Raw genomic sequence first — 13,461 nt, 5'->3', positions numbered from 1 at the left:
AAAATGCGGCTATGAAGGGCCAAAACAAGGCGACCTGAATAACTGTTATCCCTTCTAAACCTATACTGCCAAGAGTTGAACCCGAGGAGAATATGTTAAAGATTGCCTGGTCTCCAGAATACGCCCACCCCCTGCCAGAGGCCCACCGGTTTCCTATGCTCAAGTATGAACTGTTGCCCGAACAGCTCCTGTATGAAGGCACGGTCACCCAGGAGAATTTCTTCCAGCCCTCGGCCCTGGCCGAAGACCGCATTTTGCGCGTGCATGATTCTGACTACTGGCACCGACTGCGCACCCTGGCCCTCACGCCCGTTGAGATCAGGAAGACAGGCTTCCCTTTATCTAAAGAGTTGGTGGACCGCGAAGTGGTGATCATGGGTGGCACCGTGGAAGCCGCCGACTACGCGCTGCAGTACGGCGTGGCCATGAACATTGCGGGCGGCACCCACCACGCCTTCACCAACCGGGGCGAAGGCTTCTGCCTGCTCAATGACAACGCCCTGGCCGCCCAATACCTCCTGGATGAAAGGAAGGCCACCCAGATTCTGATCATTGATTTAGATGTGCACCAAGGCAACGGCACTGCGCAGATCTTTGAACATGAACCCAGGGTCTTCACTTTTAGTATGCACGGCGGTAATAACTATCCCCTGCAGAAAGAGCACTCAGACCTGGATGTTCCCTTGCCGGACGGCATAGAAGACAAAGCCTACCTTTCTCTGCTGCGCCACCACTTGCCCGCGCTTTTTGATCAGGTACAGCCAGACTTTGTTTTCTTCCAGAGTGGGGTAGACGTGTTGGCCTCAGACAAGCTAGGCAAGCTGGGCCTGACGCAGGCGGGCTGTAAGGAGCGGGATTTAACGGTATTGGAGTTGTGCCACCGGCACAAGGTGCCGGTCTGCGGCAGCATGGGCGGCGGCTATTCCACCCGCATAGCAGATATTGTAGAGGCGCACGCCAATACCTTCAGGCTGGCGCAGCAAATCTTTTTTTAGATACAAGTAGCAGGTAGCACGAAAAAAATCCGTTTTGGGCCTGTTTTCCAGAAAACAGGCCCAAAACGGAAGAAGATTTCCTTAAGGAATATAAAAATATGGTCTTGCTACGTGATACGCGCTACTTGATACGATTAATCAATCCCGGGTTTTGAGTTTGGTGGCCGGGCCACGGAACAGGTGGAGGGAGCGTTTGAGGGCCAGGTAAATGAAGGGTACCAGCAGGAGCACTAGCAGAAGGTAAATCATGACCTTCATTACACTCAGGAACAGGCTGATGACCATAGCGGCCAGTAGAATAGAGGCTGTTAAAAGAAGCCAGAATTGAACGGTTTGCTTAGAGGAACTTCGGCCCATGGATAAAATTTTAGTGAAACAATAGGCTAAGAGATGTTAGGGCATCTTAACCTTCCAGAGATCCTTTTGTTTTTGGTAAACGGATACCGCGCTTGAAAAGTGCTAAAGGTGCTCTGTTTTATTAAGTTACAAATTCTTTTCCAGTTTTACGTTGTTTTTCCAAAATCGGCCCAAAAACGACCTGCCACCTGAACGCCCATTTCCACTTGATCTGGTACCTGTCTACGCCGGCATGGGCCAGAATGCGTTTCCAGTCTGCCCGGCTAAAAGCCCTTAAAACCGAAAGGGGCGCGTCATTCTTCACCAGATAAGAGCTGGAAAAAATTTTGGTAAGGCCCTTAATGGAATAGTAGGCTAAAGGATGCCGGTGGAGGTCATTGATCAAAACTGCGCCGCGTACCTGCCGGTGCAGTTGCGCCAGTAAACGCGCCAGCGCCTCATCTGGGAAATGGTGCAGAAACAGGCTACAGATCACAATGTCAAACTGCTCCTGCGCGAAGTCTGGGGAGAAAACGTCATAGTGCCGGTAAGAAATCTCGGGGTACTCCTGGCTGAGGGAGGCGCTGTAGTCCAGCATGAAGGTATTGGCATCTACGCCTACCAACTCCACCTGCAGTTTCCGCTTACGCGCCCAGTTGGCTACCATGCGTAGGGTGTCACCGCCGCCGCTTCCCAGGTCGGCTATTTTGAGCCTGTTTTCCGGAAAACGGCCCAAAAACGGGTTTTTAACCAGAGCGTTCAGGCCATTGCGCACCACGTCATGCCCGCCCAGCCACACGTTAATGAACTCCAGCTCCTTCAGGTTCTGGCGCAGGTCATCGCTGGCCAGCGAAAGGTCATCCATGAGTTCCAGCGTGGTGGACCGCTGTTTAAACATAGTGCACCGATAAAAGCATGGACTCCAGGGTAAGGCCGGGGCCGAAGGCGAAGCTGAGGATGGGGGCCTGCTGTTGGGCCGGCTGCAGGTCTTCCCACAGGGCCCTCAGCACAAACAGCACCGTGGCTGAAGACATGTTGCCGTAGTTGCGCAGCACCTGATACGCGTATTGGTTATTCTGGGGCGTTAGGCCCAGGGCCTGCTCAATCACTTCCAGAATCTTGCGGCCACCCGGGTGAATGGCAAACAGGTCTATCTGGTCTAGTTGCAGGTTGAGCTTTTGCAGCAATGACTGGGTTAACTGACCAATGCCCTGCTTGATAAGGGCGGGTACGTAAGAGGAAAGTGTCATCTCAAACCCGAAGTCATGGATGTGCCACGCCATCTCTTTCTGCCCGGACGGTGCCAGGTCACAATGAAAGGCTTCTACACCCAAAGACAGCCCGGAAAGGGGCTGGGCGCATACTACCACGGCCGCCGCGCCATCGGCGAAGAGGGCATTGGAAACCAGGTGGTCACTCTCGGCCTGCTTTTGAAAATGAAGGGTACACAGCTCAGTGCAGACAATGAGCACGCGGGCATCGGCATCGGCACGGCAAATGGTATCGGCCAACTTTAAGGCGTTAAAGGCCGCGTAGCAGCCCATGAAATACACGCACGTGCGCTGCACCTGCGGCGATAAGCCCAAGGCATCTACCAACTCAATGTCCAGCCCCGGCGCGTACATACCCGTGCAACTGACCGTGATCAGGTGGGTGATTTCCTGTACAGCCAGATTGGGCAGCTGGGCCAGGCAGTCCTGCACAGCCGCCACCGAAAGCGGAAGGGCCGCCTTCTGAAATTCCAGCATGCGGGCACCCACTGTAGGGAACGGCTCCAGGCCGGGCGAGTTAGGGTAAAATTCATAGTCACCGTTCTGGCGGCCGTAGTCTGGCAACACCGTATGGCGCTGGTCAATGCCGGACACCCGGTACAGGGCTTTTAGTTTGCGAGTGTTCTGGGCGTCCAGTTGAAGAGCCTCCGCCATGAAGTCTGCAATCTGTTGTTGCGGGAGCGCATGCGGGGGATTGGCCGTTCCTATGGCACAGAGGTAACTCTTCATATAAGTAGTATAATCAAAAAAGCGCTGAGATGTTTAAAAGCTATGACGGCTACAGGAGATAAGGAACTGGTGCGGCCCGTTTTTCTCTTACTGAGAATTTCCTGCCCGGGTTTTGCGCCCGGTAAGATTAAAAGGGCTGCCCGTGGGTTCGGCGCATAATGGCCTGGGTGGCCACAGGGAACCGCTGCAGGCTGGCGACCGCCAGCTCAGACAGAACCGGGTGCCCAAAGAGGCGCTGCACCAACCGGCCCGTCTGCAGCCTGGCGCCAAACTGGTTTTTCCAGTAGCTGGCATAGGCCATCTCCATCTGCTGCCGGGTCTGCTTGCCATCTAAAAAACCTAACACCTGCTCAGACAACAGTTTACCCGAATGGATGGCCATGGCCATGCCGTTTCCGCAGAGCGGGGTAATCAGGCCGGCGGCGTCCCCGGCCATGAGTACCCGTTCCTCCAGGCAGGTTTTGGGCGCGAAGGAAATCTCGTTGATCACCAGGGGCTGGGGGTAGAGAAAGTCGCTGTTAGAGAAGATGTCCTTCAGGAAAGGGTTCTTGCTGAGCTCCCGGGCCTCCATCTCGGCAATGGTGCCGTATTTCTTGAGATTCTGACGCGTGGTAAGGTAGCAGAAGCAATAGCGGTCTTCCTCAATGGCAGAAATACCGGCGTACCCGTTGGTGAAATTATGCAGGGCAATCAAGTTTTTGGGCAACTGGGTGCGCACGTGGTACTTAACGGCCATATAAGGGGAGCGCTCCTCAAAAAAGCGGCGGTTAAGCCGGCGGTCCAGCCCGCTACGCTTGCCGTAGGCCCCAATGACCACTGGGGCCTGCAACTGCTCTCCAGAGGAGAGGGTAACGGTAAAGGTGTCTTCTACAAAAGAAACATCTGTCGCGCTGGCCTGCTGCCGGAAGGTAACGCCTTGCCGGAGGGCCATCTCATAGAGGTAATGGTCCAGCCGGTACCGGCTCACGCCGGTGCCCCCCAGGTCTAAGGGTGTCTGCAGGGTCCGGCCCTTGGGGGAGGAAAGCAAAAACTGGGTTAAGCGGGCAGGGTCCAACTCCTCAATCTTGACCTGCAGGCTTTTAAGGTATGGCAATACCTCATTGGAAATATACTCGCCGCACACTTTATGGAAAGGGTACTGTTTTTTCTCAATAACTGTCACCTCTACCCCCTGGCCCGATAATTGCAAAGCACTTACCAGACCCGCCAATCCTCCGCCAATGATAATGGTTTTACGGGTGTTCATGCTGGTGCTATGGTATTATGGTTTAAGTGCAATAGCAGTAACGTTTATTTGATTTTTATGTCTGTATAATGCTGAAAAATGCAAAACTAAGTTAGTTCTGCCTGCGTTAATATTATGTGCAGATAGCTGTAAGTTGTTGTTATTCAAGCTAAACAAAAAACCTATGAAACACTTTATACTTTTATTTTTTATTTGCTTCACCTTCGGTGATTTGTCGGCCCAGGTACGGGCAAGGGCCATGCCGGCAGAGCAGAAGAGTGAGGCAAAAACCGGTCAGGAAGATCCTGCGCTGTCTGTCTACCCTAACCCATCCAGCGGGGTGGTCACCATTTCCCTGGAAGGCTATGAAGGAAAGAAAACAGATCTGCGCATTATGAACGTGATTGGAAACGTGGTATACCGTGAAGTGGTACAAGACCCCAGCGCTCATTTTGCCAAGACCCTTGATTTGACCAAGCTCGCCAAGGGTTTGTATTACGTTAAAATTGAAACGGCTAACTACAGCGAAGTAAGAAAAGTAATTCTTAGATAACTTACGGCTTTCTGTATAAAAAAAGGCAAGACTACCCGGTCTTGCCTTTTTTGTTTTTGGGCCTGCTGCTATAGGTTTAATTCATGTAAAGGCTCAAAACTATTCCGTAGGCTTTCATTTCTTTGATTTTAAATAAAAACCTTTAAAACTTTCATAATTAGGTATTTGAATTTTTGCCACGTCTGCCAAATGCGTTTAGCCGGCATGGGCAGGATAAAACTTACCTGTGTATAAAAAATGAAAGGGGATTTTTATCTGCTCCCTTTTATTTAATAACTTATGCAGTAGTATATGGAGAGCACCAGGGAAAAAGCTCAGACGTTAGCATTTCCTTCCAGGGCTAGAGATTCAAAAGCCCGTCATATGATTTATGAAAAAGGTAATCAATGGACAATTGCTTTTCCTTTATCCTGAAAAATGATTGGGGCTAAAAGAAGATTAAATAGATTTACTACTCTTAGTTAAAGAAAAGCAGTTTGATTTGAAGGTATCACCAAAATAAAAAGTCTGAGAAGGGTCAGGCTATGCCTAAGAGAAATGAGAAGAAGAAAGGGAGTGGCCTCGCCGGGAATCGAACCCAGATCTAAAGTTTAGGAAACTTCTATTCTATCCGTTGAACTACGGGGCCATTTGGGTACAACCAACAGGGTGTGTTGTAAAAGTAAGGTAAAATTAGGAGTCAGGAAACTTTATGCAAAGTAAAGCCTGCATTTTTATCTGGGTTGGCAGAATAGGGCTGGCTCTAAATGACCATTGTGTAGAATCTAAAAGGGTGAATACCCAAAGAAGATAATTTGAAATTAAATGCGGTAAGTAATAAGGGGTAATTAAAGCCAGAATAAGTATTAAAAACAATTTGCCGGTATTACCCCGTATTAAGGAAATAAAAGTAAGGTAATTCCTGAACTGCTACTGTTTGATTAATGGCCCTTATTTCTATATTTGTGTTCCAATTATAAAAACAAACATTTATAACTATAAAAAACTATGAGAGAGCAATTAAAAAGCAAGCTTGACAAAATGCAGATGGAAGTAATCCGTGATTGTCAGAATGTAGAAGATGTTCAATTAATGTTAGGGATTTTCAGCCAGATGAATGAGGCTTTAAACCAAATTCCTGATACAATGAACAAGCCTAAAGGTGCAAAAAGAGGCCGTAAGCCAAAAAACGCTGAAGCTAATTCATAATAATTCCCAGGATTAAACAAAAGGGAGTGAAGAACCTGTAACAGGCCTCTTCACTCCCTTTTGTTTTTTAGTTATTCTCTATTGGTAGTAATAATGCGGGACGAATTTTGTCCAGGGCGCTTTCCTTTCTTATATAATCCCTTTCCTACTTGCATATAAATTCTATGGTTGGTTAAAGGCTAAATTTTAAAAATATTGCTGGTAAACACCTGGCACCCAATGGTTCAGAAGAAGAGTTTGGTCTTTTCTTTTCCTACCTACGTAGCAGGGAATAGGAGAGCCGGTGAAAATTTTGAAACTAGTATAGAGGAAAGGCAAAGAAATGGGGGGAATTCACGTATATGTGGCGTTGGCACCTAAGCCAACCAAGAAAGAGGCAGGTTACCCCTCAGCTAACTGGCTTCTGCTATTTATTTTTATTCCATGGAGTCACGAGTGCCTAACATATCTTTAGAACCCCAGGAGTCAGATGATTCGCAGCCGGCGTTGCTTTTCATCCCGGATATAAGTGGCTTTACGCGTTTCATGCATGAGAATGGGGTGCGGTATAGCCGCAACCTGATCGCTGATTTACTTGAAATCATTATTGAGGGCAATATCCTCAATATGGAACTGTGCGAAATTCAGGGCGATGCTATTTTATTCTATAAACTGGGCGACCCGCCGGCCATTGACCAGATTGTAAGCCAGTGCAAACAGATTTTCCTTGATTTTCAGAATTACCTCCGGATTATGGAGCGCGACAAGTTTTTGCCCAGCGCGCAGCTATCTGAAAATAAGCTTACCCTTAAAATAGTGGTGCATTATGGGCGCATTAGTGTTACCCAGATCAGGGATTACACCAAGTTAATGGGCACCGATGTGATCATGGCGCACCGCTTGCTTAAAAACAGCATTGAGGGCTCTGAGTACGTGCTCCTAACCGAAGGGTACCTGAAAACTCAGGACCCCGAAGCCATCAAGCAGAGCTTTGAGTGGTCACAGCTCAAAGACGGCGCCAATGAATACGAGCATATGGGAACGGTGCACTATAAGTACGCCTTTCTTACTCCCTTGCGCCTGCTGGTCACCGACCCCGAGATAGAGCACACCCATAAACAATATCCTAACACCTTTTCTCTAAAGAGCCACATAAAAGCCCCCGTAGACCTGGTGCGGCGCGTGATCCAGAATTACCGGCTCAAGCCCAAATGGATGCATCGCGTGAAAAGTGCCCGTTTTGACACCAAGAAGATAAACCGCATAGGTACCAACTATCTGTGTGAGATGGAGAAAGGGGGGCTTATTGAGATGCAGACCCTGCAAAGCAGAGTCACCCCTGAGAAAACAGAGGTCATTGAGAAAATGGCCAACTTTAAGATGTTCCCTAACTCGCTTATCTTCTATTACCTGCATGAAGAAGAAGGCGGCACCTTCCTTACCCTGGAGTTCCATTACAGCCGGGTTTCCGTGGGAGACTATTTCTATGACTACTTCGGGCGCAGCCAGATCAAAGGGTTTATGAAGGCCTCCCTGGCGCAATTGAAAACGCTTTGTGAGCAGCTGTACGTCAACAAGAAGCAACAATAGGGCACAGTTCTACAACAGAAAGGGCCGCCATGTACATGGCGGCCCTTTCTGTTGTAGGTGTATATGAAATGCTATTGCGCAATGGCGATCACAAAGGAAAGCACTGTTAAGATAATGCCTATCATAAAAATGGTATAGGAAATGCGCAGGAGGCGGTACTTGCTTTTCAGCACATCGCCCAGATAATAGATATCTGTGATCATGTTATTGTAGAGGGCGTTCTTGTCGCGCATGATGTCATGCATGCCCGCCTGAAAATCCTCTAAAGGGATCTTGGTGAAATTACCGAAGAACAGCAGGTTAATGCGGCGGCTGGTCAGTTTATCTGGCCTGAGCCGGAAACTGGTCACCTCTGGCTGCGCCGAGATAATAGCAGAGATAACCGAGGCCAGCGTGGTAGCCAGCAGAATGCCCACTGGAATCATCAAGACAGGGTTGCGGGTGAACTCGGCCCCAATGATAGAGGACTTGGTGCCCAGGTAGGTGATGATAATAGACATGATGATGGCGTTTAGGCTGATCATCATGTTTGCTTTATTATCTGCAATGGCGCTTAAGCTGATGTGGTTGTCATAGGTGCTTTTGAACATGGTCTCTATGCCACGCTTAGGCTGCGCCATGGTCTCCCGGTTCTTCTTCTCCTTTTTCTTTTTCTTCTTGGCCAGATCCAGCTGGTGGGTGCGCTGCGCCTGAATGTTTTTGCTTAGCTGTTTGGAGAATTTGGCCTGCGCCGGTTGGGTCCTGAACGAGACAGACAGCAGAAAGTCCAGTTGGTACTGTGACCATTCCAGATCTGTGAAGGTGCGGTCTAGGAAGATCTCCCACTCCACGCGCAGCAACTCGGCGGTCGCGAAAAAGGTGTCTTTGCCTATGTTGGCAATATCTGCGTCTACCAGAATGTCTTCCAGCAAATGGTGCGTGAGCTGGCCCTGCTTGGTGGCCATGATGCAGCGGTTCACCTGTGTGATCTTCTCTTCCGGGAATTTTTCTTCGCGCAGAAAATTGGTGGCTATCTCAATGCTCTCATCTTCATGATTCTCATAGGTAGTAATATACCCGGTATCATGGAACCAGGCTGCCAATAACAGAATCTCCAGTTCCTCATCAGATAATTGTAATGTTTCAGCTAATTGACGGGCCTCTTTCACCACTTCAAACGTGTGTTTGTAGTTGTGATAAACCAGCTTCTTAGATAATTTCTCCTTAAAAAGGGCAAAAACGAAATTGCCTGCTTTCCGGATGAGATCTTCTTTTTCCATAAAATAGATTGGAGCGGTATTGCCCTAGCACTTGTTCAGAAGGAGCATGAAGGCTCCCACTGTGGAGGTTGAATCCAAAGGTCTACAACGCTATTTACACCTTTAAGGTTAGAAATTTGCATTTCAGTTTGCGGTTGGGCTAAGGAAAGGGCGGCTATGTTTTTAAGGATGTGCCCACCTACACATCTCCTTATTGCTAAAAGGAGAAGAAAGGACCATCGCTGCGGCAAAGAATTATCGAGTTTTCTGCGGCAGGGGCAACCGGCTGTGAACAGGGCGTTTGCTGCGGCCTTCCCAGGCGAACTGGCTCTTATAAAAGGAGTTGTGATTCCTTAAAAGAGGGTGAACAGAACGGTGCCAGCCGCGGGGAAATAAGAAAGAAGAATTTATACGTCGGTATTGCCGCTTTCTTTCTAACCCTACACCGCTTGCTTACGTCATAGGGTCAAATATTGTGCTGAATCTATTTTTAAAGAAGGGGAACACATCACGTGAAGCTATACTCCGTATAAAGAGCAGCTTTTACGTAGAAGGTAACGCGTCTTTACCTTAATCTCCGGCAGAATAGAAAGCCTTGCCCGTATTGTTCATGAAAAATAAATACATTCTCCTTTGCCTGCCGGTGGTCTTGTTCTGCCTGTTGCAGGCTTGCACTACCGCTAAACCTTATTATGCCCGCACGGTCACAGACTGGCAGAACAATACCCCCAAAGACTCCTCAGAGATCATTTACTCCGTCTTCCTGATAGGGGATGCAGGGGCACCGCTCACTGACCGACCTGACCCTAACCTCATGCTGCTCAAGGCCCAGATAACCGCGGCCGGTGAACGAAGTGCCGTCGTTTACCTGGGCGATAATATTTACCATAACGGCTTGCCTGAACCCGGTGCCTATGACCGTAAAATTGCGGAGGCCCGCATGAAAGCGCAGCTGGATATCCTGAAAGGGTATCCCGGCGAAAAATACATGATCCCGGGCAACCATGACTGGGGTGGCGGTAGCGGCAGCCCAGACGGCTGGGATGCGGTAGTAAGGGAAGAGCGCTTTGTAGAAGAATACCTCACTGATAGTAGCATTGTAGTAGGCACTGACTTCTTTGTGCCCGGCGGGGGCTGCCCGGGCCCCTTTGAGGTGTTGATTGAAGATGACATTGTCTTGATTGCCCTAAACTCCCACTGGTGGCTGCACCCCTATGAACGCCCTTATGGCGATGATAACGAATGCGGTGTGGTCAATGAGGTAGACATGCTGGTGCAACTGGAAGACATCATTGATAAGAACAAGGGTAAGAACATCATGGTGGTGGGGCACCACCCCCTGTTCAGTAACGGCATCCACGGCGGGTATTTCACCTTAACAGACCATTTATTCCCATTAACTATTGTGAGAAAAGGCTGGGTATTGCCGCTGCCGGTCATTGGCTCTATCTACCCGTTGTCGCGTAAATATGGCGGTATTGCCCAGGATATTCCGCACCCCAGCTACCAAGCATATATAAAAGGCCTTTTAGGGGTGTTTGAGAAGTATGACAACATTGTCTATGCGGCGGGCCATGAGCACAATCTGCAGTACTTCAAGTTTGGCAAGTTACCCCAGATCATTAGCGGGGCGGGTTGTAAAACCCAGCACGTAAAAGACGGCGGAGACGCCTTATATGCTCATAAGTCAAAAGGCTTTGCCCGCGTGAACTACTACCGCAACGGTGAGGCGTGGGTAGAGTTCTGGACCACAGACGAAAGTGGCAAGGAACCGCCCACCATGGCGTTTAGGTCACCTATGTACGCCAAGAGCGTGGCAGAGACAAGCCGCATTGCCGCCAACCCCGTCAACAACAAAGACAGCACCATTACCGTGGCTGCTAACCCGGTGTATGCTGCCGGCGGCGTAAAGACAGGTTTGCTGGGTTCTCACTACAGAAGAGAATGGTTAACCCCGGTGACCCTTCCATTGCTGGACCTGCAGCATGAAAAAGGAGGCTTGGTTCCCTACAAAAAAGGAGGAGGCAAGCAGACGGCCTCTCTCAAGCTACGCAATGAAGAAGGACGGTTGTACACATTGCGTTCGGTCAACAAAGACCCCACCAGCGTATTGCCTGTGGCCTTGCAGGAAACCTTTGCCCGTGACTTGCTGCAGGACCAGATTTCTGCCCAGCACCCGTACGGGGCTTTGATCTCTGCTAAGCTGGCAGACGAAGTGGGGGTGTTCCACACCAACCCTAAACTGGTGTATGTGCCCAGTGACCCTCACTTGCGGCAGTACATTGATGAGTTCAGTAACTCCATTGCTTTTCTGGAGGAAGATGCCAACGAAGACCACTCAGATGTGGCCAGCCTGGGCAACGCCACCAATATTGTGGGCACCGAGAAAGTGCTGGAACGCAAGCAGAATGACCATGACAACCGGGTAGAGGAGCAGGAGTATGCAAAGGCACGCTTGCTGGACATGCTCATAGGCGACTGGGATCGGCACGAGGGACAATGGCGCTGGGTGGAGACCAAGTACGGAGATGACTCGCGCTCTTTTAGGCCTGTGCCCGAAGACCGTGACGTGGCCCTTTTCAAGGCCGATGGGTTTATTCCCTGGCTGGTTAGCCGCAGGTGGGCCGTCCGTAACTTCCAGCATTTTGGCAAAGATTACGGAGACTACAAAGGCCTGAACCTCACGGCCCTCACCATTGACCGTACTTTCCTTTCCAGCGTGACCCGGGAGCAGTGGCAGGCCATTGCCACCGAGATGAAAAACGTGCTCACCGATGCTGACATTGAGGAGGCCGTCCGGCAAATGCCCAAGGAGGTATTTCCTTTCTCAGGCCCAGAGATTATCTCTAAGCTAAAGTCCAGAAGGGACTTGCTGCCGCAGGTGGCAGATAAGTACTACCTGCACCTGTCTGAAGACGTAGACATTGCCGGCAGTGACAAGCGGGAGAAGTTTGAAGTACGCCGCCTCAATGACAATGAGACGGAAGTGACCATGCGCAAAATAAACAAAGAAGGCGAAGTAAGCCGGGTGTTGTACCAGCGTAAGTTCCTTCATAAAGAGACCGAGGAAATCAGGCTGTACGGCCTGGGCGGCGATGATGTCTTTGAGGTAACCGGTACCGCCAAGCATGGCCCAATGGTAAGGATAATTGGCGGTGAAGGGAATGATTCCATCTCTGACCAGTCTACAGTGAAAGGGTTTGTGCGCAAGACCAAGGTGTATGATTACACCAAGGAAGAAAACTTGCTGGCGCTGGGCCCCGAGGCCGAGGATAAAACGGAAGACTATGAAGACGTAAACGTCTATGACCGTGATAACTACAAGATCCCCTACTTTGGGCCACGCCTGTCTTTAGAGTACAACGTAGATGACGGACTGTTCTTAGGGGGTGGGGTTCTGTACCGGAACCATAAATTCAGGAAGAAGCCTTATGCCTCAGAGCACACCTTGCTGGCCAACTATGCGTTTGCCACGGGCGCCTACAACGTAAGGTATGACAGTGAGTTCAAGCAGATCTTCAATGATGAACTGGACTTAGGGGTGAAGGCTGCCATCAATGGGCCGCAGTACCAGATCAACTTCTTTGGCCTGGGCAACGAGACCAAGCAGACCCGCGAGATTGAGTATTACCGCGTAAGAATAGCGCGCATGATGGCGTCGCCTACCATCAATACTAACTTCACCAGTTTCATCCGGGTAGGCCTTGGGCCTATCTATGACCGGTATGAGTTGCAGCATTACCCGGGCCGCTTTGTAGACGAGACCTTCTCTGAAGAGGTGTTTGGGGTAGACCAGTTTATTGGTGTTAGAGGCTTCATGCGGGCACAGGCGGTAAGTACCCCGGTAAACCCCCGCATTGGGTTGAAGTGGCTAAACGAGTTCTCCTACAATCGCCAGATAAAAGGGCAGGGCAAGAACTTCGGGCACATAGATTCTGAGTTCATCTTCTACATAGGGCCGCGGCTGCCCTTCCAGGTAACCTTGGCTGCCCGTTTTGGAGGCGCCCACAATTTCGGGGACTTTCCTTTTTACCAGGCCAATACCCTGGGTGGGTTATCTAACCTGCGGGGTTACCGCCGGACGCGGTTTGCCGGGCGAAGCTCCCTTTACCAGAACACGGAGCTGCGGGTGCAGTTGTTTAAATTCAATGTGTACCTGTTCCCGGGTAAGTTTGGCTTGATGGGCCTCATTGACCACGGCCGCGTGTGGGCCGATGATGATACCTCCAACAAAATACACCGCGGCGTAGGCGGCGGCATCTGGATAGACGTGCTCAAGCAAGCCGTAGTGAACGCCACGTATACTGTGGGCGAAGAAGATAAATTAGTTAATCTAAACTTTGGGTTCCTGTTTTAA

10 protein-coding genes and 1 tRNA gene are annotated in these 13,461 nt (G+C 50.0%); 5 read left to right on the top strand and 6 right to left on the bottom strand.

Translation table 11 applies throughout. The features are described from left to right. Positions 1–92 precede the first annotated feature (92 nt). Positions 93–995, top strand: coding sequence for a histone deacetylase family protein (locus TH63_RS15325; protein ID WP_048921714.1), 903 nt, complete (start codon positions 93–95; stop codon positions 993–995). A gap of 138 nt (positions 996–1,133) precedes the next feature. On the opposite strand, the gene TH63_RS15320 is transcribed toward TH63_RS15325, so the two are convergent. From TH63_RS15320 to TH63_RS15305, 4 genes are all read right to left on the bottom strand, one after another. Further along, on the bottom strand, positions 1,134–1,352 hold the full coding sequence (locus tag TH63_RS15320) for a hypothetical protein (protein ID WP_048921713.1): 219 nt from the start codon (positions 1,350–1,352) through the stop codon (positions 1,134–1,136). A 121-nt stretch (positions 1,353–1,473) separates the two neighbouring features. Continuing rightward, the gene (locus TH63_RS15315; protein ID WP_048921712.1) at positions 1,474–2,229 is read right to left on the bottom strand and encodes a methyltransferase domain-containing protein; all 756 of its coding nucleotides are present in this window, start codon (positions 2,227–2,229) and stop codon (positions 1,474–1,476) included. Next, the gene (locus TH63_RS15310) at positions 2,222–3,331 is read right to left on the bottom strand and encodes a type III polyketide synthase (RefSeq protein WP_048921711.1); all 1,110 of its coding nucleotides are present in this window, start codon (positions 3,329–3,331) and stop codon (positions 2,222–2,224) included. Before TH63_RS15310 ends, TH63_RS15315 begins: the two co-directional genes overlap by 8 nt. A 127-nt stretch (positions 3,332–3,458) precedes the next feature. Continuing rightward, positions 3,459–4,577, bottom strand: a complete 1,119-nt coding sequence (locus TH63_RS15305; protein ID WP_048921710.1) for an NAD(P)/FAD-dependent oxidoreductase — start codon at positions 4,575–4,577, stop codon at positions 3,459–3,461. A 163-nt stretch (positions 4,578–4,740) separates the two neighbouring features. Between TH63_RS15305 and TH63_RS15295 the strand changes: the two genes are divergently transcribed. Then, the gene (locus TH63_RS15295) at positions 4,741–5,109 is read left to right on the top strand and encodes a T9SS type A sorting domain-containing protein (protein ID WP_076606505.1); all 369 of its coding nucleotides are present in this window, start codon (positions 4,741–4,743) and stop codon (positions 5,107–5,109) included. A gap of 556 nt (positions 5,110–5,665) precedes the next feature. Here the strand turns inward: TH63_RS15295 and TH63_RS15290 are convergent. Next, a tRNA-Arg gene (locus TH63_RS15290) sits at positions 5,666–5,737 on the bottom strand. Positions 5,738–6,096: 359 nt separating this feature from the next. On the opposite strand from TH63_RS15290, the gene TH63_RS15285 reads away from it, so the two are divergent. Together TH63_RS15285 and TH63_RS15280 are read left to right on the top strand one after the other, a co-directional pair. Further along, positions 6,097–6,297, top strand: a complete 201-nt coding sequence (locus tag TH63_RS15285) for a hypothetical protein (RefSeq protein WP_048921707.1) — start codon at positions 6,097–6,099, stop codon at positions 6,295–6,297. 423 nt (positions 6,298–6,720) lie between these two features. Then, positions 6,721–7,866 (top strand): DUF2652 domain-containing protein, encoded by a 1,146-nt coding sequence (locus tag TH63_RS15280; protein WP_082161732.1) that lies wholly within the window; start codon positions 6,721–6,723, stop codon positions 7,864–7,866. Between the two features lie 71 nt (positions 7,867–7,937). On the opposite strand, the gene TH63_RS15275 is transcribed toward TH63_RS15280, so the two are convergent. Then, positions 7,938–9,125: a Pycsar system effector family protein gene (locus TH63_RS15275; protein WP_048921705.1), complete on the bottom strand. Its 1,188-nt coding sequence runs from the start codon at positions 9,123–9,125 to the stop codon at positions 7,938–7,940. A 589-nt stretch (positions 9,126–9,714) separates the two neighbouring features. On the opposite strand from TH63_RS15275, the gene TH63_RS15270 reads away from it, so the two are divergent. Next, positions 9,715–13,461, top strand: coding sequence for a metallophosphoesterase (locus TH63_RS15270; RefSeq protein ID WP_048922887.1), 3,747 nt, complete (start codon positions 9,715–9,717; stop codon positions 13,459–13,461).

It is taken from the genome of Rufibacter radiotolerans (assembly GCF_001078055.1).
Classification (GTDB): Bacteria; Bacteroidota; Bacteroidia; order Cytophagales; family Hymenobacteraceae; genus Nibribacter; species Nibribacter radiotolerans.
This window is presented reverse-complemented; position numbering and strand designations above follow the sequence as displayed.

What these genes read in the sequence shown, in the direction of transcription:
- TH63_RS15325 (WP_048921714.1), top strand. Translation starts at nt 93, where the DNA reads ATGTTAAAGATTGCCTGGTCTCCAGAATACGCCCACCCCCTGCCAGAG.
- TH63_RS15320 (WP_048921713.1), bottom strand. Translation starts at nt 1,352, where the DNA reads ATGGGCCGAAGTTCCTCTAAGCAAACCGTTCAATTCTGGCTTCTTTTA.
- TH63_RS15315 (WP_048921712.1), bottom strand. Translation starts at nt 2,229, where the DNA reads ATGTTTAAACAGCGGTCCACCACGCTGGAACTCATGGATGACCTTTCG.
- TH63_RS15310 (WP_048921711.1), bottom strand. Translation starts at nt 3,331, where the DNA reads ATGAAGAGTTACCTCTGTGCCATAGGAACGGCCAATCCCCCGCATGCG.
- TH63_RS15305 (WP_048921710.1), bottom strand. Translation starts at nt 4,577, where the DNA reads ATGAACACCCGTAAAACCATTATCATTGGCGGAGGATTGGCGGGTCTG.
- TH63_RS15295 (WP_076606505.1), top strand. Translation starts at nt 4,741, where the DNA reads ATGAAACACTTTATACTTTTATTTTTTATTTGCTTCACCTTCGGTGAT.
- TH63_RS15285 (WP_048921707.1), top strand. Translation starts at nt 6,097, where the DNA reads ATGAGAGAGCAATTAAAAAGCAAGCTTGACAAAATGCAGATGGAAGTA.
- TH63_RS15280 (WP_082161732.1), top strand. Translation starts at nt 6,721, where the DNA reads ATGGAGTCACGAGTGCCTAACATATCTTTAGAACCCCAGGAGTCAGAT.
- TH63_RS15275 (WP_048921705.1), bottom strand. Translation starts at nt 9,125, where the DNA reads ATGGAAAAAGAAGATCTCATCCGGAAAGCAGGCAATTTCGTTTTTGCC.
- TH63_RS15270 (WP_048922887.1), top strand. Translation starts at nt 9,715, where the DNA reads ATGAAAAATAAATACATTCTCCTTTGCCTGCCGGTGGTCTTGTTCTGC.